This window comes from Amycolatopsis sp. NPDC051071, from assembly GCF_040682875.1.
Taxonomy (GTDB): domain Bacteria; phylum Actinomycetota; class Actinomycetes; order Mycobacteriales; family Pseudonocardiaceae; genus Amycolatopsis.
Genome location: NZ_JBFBBY010000310.1, coordinates 1 through 2828 on the forward strand (window position 1 = coordinate 1; position 2828 = coordinate 2828).

Here is a 2828-nt window from a genome sequence, read left to right on the forward strand (position 1 = left end):
CCTTGCGCCTAGCGCAAGGAAGGGGGCCTTCATGTACTTCACGCGAGCAACGCCGCAGGTGACGCGTAAGTGCTTAAGAGCGGGGTCGCTCTAACGACCCAGAACACTCACTACGCCATACTGCCGTCCCCCGCGCGGGCGGCGCCGGACGGCACCGCGCTCACCTGACGCGGCGGAACAGAAAACGTTGCTGTGTAAGGCTTCCCGTTGCAGTTGACGGTCAGCGGGTAGCTGCCGGGTGCCGTACCGGCCTTGAGTTCGACGTCCGCGCTGACGTTGGCCGGGACCCCGATGAGTGGCCCGTAATCGTACTTCCCGACGGTCAGCACGGGCGAAGAGAACGTCGTCGACTTCGGCGCCTTCAGCCCCTCGCCGGGGCACTGCGCCAGCGCCACGTTGAAGTCGCCGTGCACGTACTTGTTGACGAGTCCGACGTCGTAGGCCGTGTCGTCGTTCAGTTGCACGGTGACACCGGGTTCGGGCGGCGCCTGCTGGGCGAGACCGGTCGCCGGACCTGCCAGCACCGCCGCGCCGATCGCCACCATTCCGGCCAGAACCCTGCGAACCACGAAAAACCCCTAGCTGTCAACGAAACACCGACACGCGCTAGACGCGGGCACCCCCGCGAGGGTTGCTTCGCCGGAGAAACTCAGTCCAGGTCGTCGTGACGCATCAGCTGGCGGCCTGCCTCGGTGATCGACCCCGAGAGCGACGGGTACACCGAAAAGGTCAGCGCCAGATGTTCCACGGTGAGCTGGTTCTGTACGGCGAGCGCGATGGGAAGGACGAGTTCGCTCGCGTTCGGGGCCACGACCACCCCGCCGACGACCACGCCGGTGGCGGGGCGGCAGAACAGCTTCACGAAACCGCGTCGCAGGCCTTCCATTTTCGCGCGGGCGTTCGTCGCGAGCGGAAGCATGATGGTGCGGGCGGGTACCGCACCCGAGTCGATCGCCTGCTGGCTGATGCCGACGGTCGCGATCTCGGGGTGGGTGAACACGTTGGCGGCGACGGTTTTGAGCTTGATCGGCGCGACACCTTCGCCGAGTGCGTGCCACATCGCGATACGGCCCTGCATGCTGGCCACCGAGGCGAGCATCAGCACGCCGGTGCAGTCACCGGCGGCGTAGATGCCGGGCGCGCTGGTGCGGGAAACGCGGTCGACGCCGATGAAGCCGCCGGGGCCCGCCTCGATGCCGACCTTGTCCAGGCCGATGTCGGTGGTGTTGGGCACGGAACCGACGGTCATCAACGCGTGGCTGGCTTCGATCACGCGGCCGTCGGCGAGGTGGATCTCGACGCCCTTGTCGGTCCGGACGACTTTGTCGGCGCGCGCCTGCTTGGCGACCGTGGTGCCGCGCTGCGAGAAGACCTCTTCGAGCACCGCGGCGGCGTCGGCGTCCTCGTGCGGGAGCACGCGGTCGCGGCTGGACACGACGGTGACCTTGACACCCATCTCGGTGTAGGCCGAGGCGAATTCGGCGCCGGTGACACCCGAACCGATGACGGCGAGGTGCTCGGGAAGTTCGCGGAGGTCGTAGAGCTGACGCCAGTCGAGGATGCGCTCGCCGTCCGGCACCGCGCCGGGCAGGACACGCGGGGTGGCGCCGGTGGAGATGAGGACGACGTCGGCGTCGAGCACCTCGACGGAGCCGTCGTGCACGGTGACGGCGACCTTGTGGGTGGCGAGGCCGGTCTCTTCGTCGTCGAACCGGCCCTGGCCGATGACGACGCGGACGCCCTCGCGCTGCACCCGGGCGCGGATGTCGGCGGACTGCGCGAGCGCGAGGCCCTTCACCCGGCCGTGGACGGTCGGCAGGTCGACGCTCGTGTCCGCCATGTCGGTGTTGATGCCGAGTTCGCGGAGGTCGTGCATGTTCGCGAGCGCGCCGGAGGAGGCGATGAACGTCTTCGACGGAACACAGTCGTAGAGCACGCACGCGCCGCCGAGACCGTCGCGTTCGACGATGGTGACGTCGGCTCCATGCTGGGCCGCGACCAGTGCCGCTTCGTAACCGGCGGGTCCTCCGCCCATGATCACGATCTTGGTCACCGGTCTCCTCCTCGCAGTGGTGTCTGTGACTGCGTTTACCGTACGCGGGCGACCGCTGGGCTGATTGGGTGGCCGGACACGGCATGTGCGTCCAGCCGGGTCAGCGACGGGTCGCTAGGCTGTCGCCGTGCCGTTGTATGCCGCGTATGGATCCAATATGGAGCCCGCCCAGATGTTGGAGCGAGCTCCCCACTCTCCGATGGCCGGCACCGGCTGGCTCGAAGGCTGGAGGTTGACCTTCGGCGGTGAGGACCTGGGCTGGGAAGGCGCGCTGGCGACCATCGTCGAAGACCCGGGCTCCCGGGTCTTCGTGGTGCTGTACGACGTCACGCCGCTGGACGAAGACGGCCTCGACCGCTGGGAAGGCGGCGAGCTCGGCATGCACACCAAGCTCCGGCTGCGGGTGCAGACCATGGACGGTTCCGTCCTGCCGTGGCTGTACGTCGTGGACGCCTACGAGGGCGGTCTCCCGTCCGCGCGTTATCTGGGTGTCCTCGCCGACGCCGCCGAGGCCGCGGGCGCCCCCTCGGACTACGTCGACGCGCTCCGCACCCGCCCCTGCCAGGGGATCTCCGGCTGACCACGCGAGTCACGCCCCCAAGCACGCGAGTTCCGCCCCCAAGCACGCAAGTCACGCCTTCAAGCACGCGAGTTCCGCCCCCAAGCACGCAAGTTCCGCCCCCAAGCACGCAAGTTCCGCCCCCAAGCACGCAAGTTCCGCCCCCAAGCACGCAAGTCACGCCCCCAAGCACGCAAGTCACGCCCCCAAGCACGC

3 protein-coding genes are annotated in these 2828 nt (G+C 68.5%); 1 reads left to right on the plus strand and 2 read right to left on the minus strand.

Features of this window, described 5'->3' with window-relative positions:
* Positions 1–110: 110 nt before the first annotated feature.
* Both AB0M65_RS40615 and AB0M65_RS40620 read right to left on the minus strand, forming a co-directional pair.
* Positions 111–545 carry a hypothetical protein gene (locus tag AB0M65_RS40615; protein ID WP_364040940.1) on the minus strand — a complete coding sequence of 145 codons (435 nt, stop codon included), beginning with the start codon at positions 543–545 and terminating at the stop codon, positions 111–113.
* Between the two features lie 104 nt (positions 546–649).
* Positions 650–2053, minus strand: a complete 1404-nt coding sequence (locus AB0M65_RS40620; RefSeq protein ID WP_364040934.1) for an NAD(P)H-quinone dehydrogenase — start codon at positions 2051–2053, stop codon at positions 650–652.
* Positions 2054–2180: 127 nt separating this feature from the next.
* Here AB0M65_RS40620 and AB0M65_RS40625 point away from each other — a divergent pair, with 127 nt between their 5' ends.
* Positions 2181–2633: a gamma-glutamylcyclotransferase gene (locus AB0M65_RS40625; RefSeq protein WP_364040937.1), complete on the plus strand. Its 453-nt coding sequence runs from the start codon at positions 2181–2183 to the stop codon at positions 2631–2633.
* The last annotated feature ends 195 nt before the right edge of the window (positions 2634–2828 follow it).

What these genes read in the sequence shown, in the direction of transcription:
- AB0M65_RS40615 (WP_364040940.1), bottom strand. Translation starts at nt 545, where the DNA reads ATGGTGGCGATCGGCGCGGCGGTGCTGGCAGGTCCGGCGACCGGTCTC.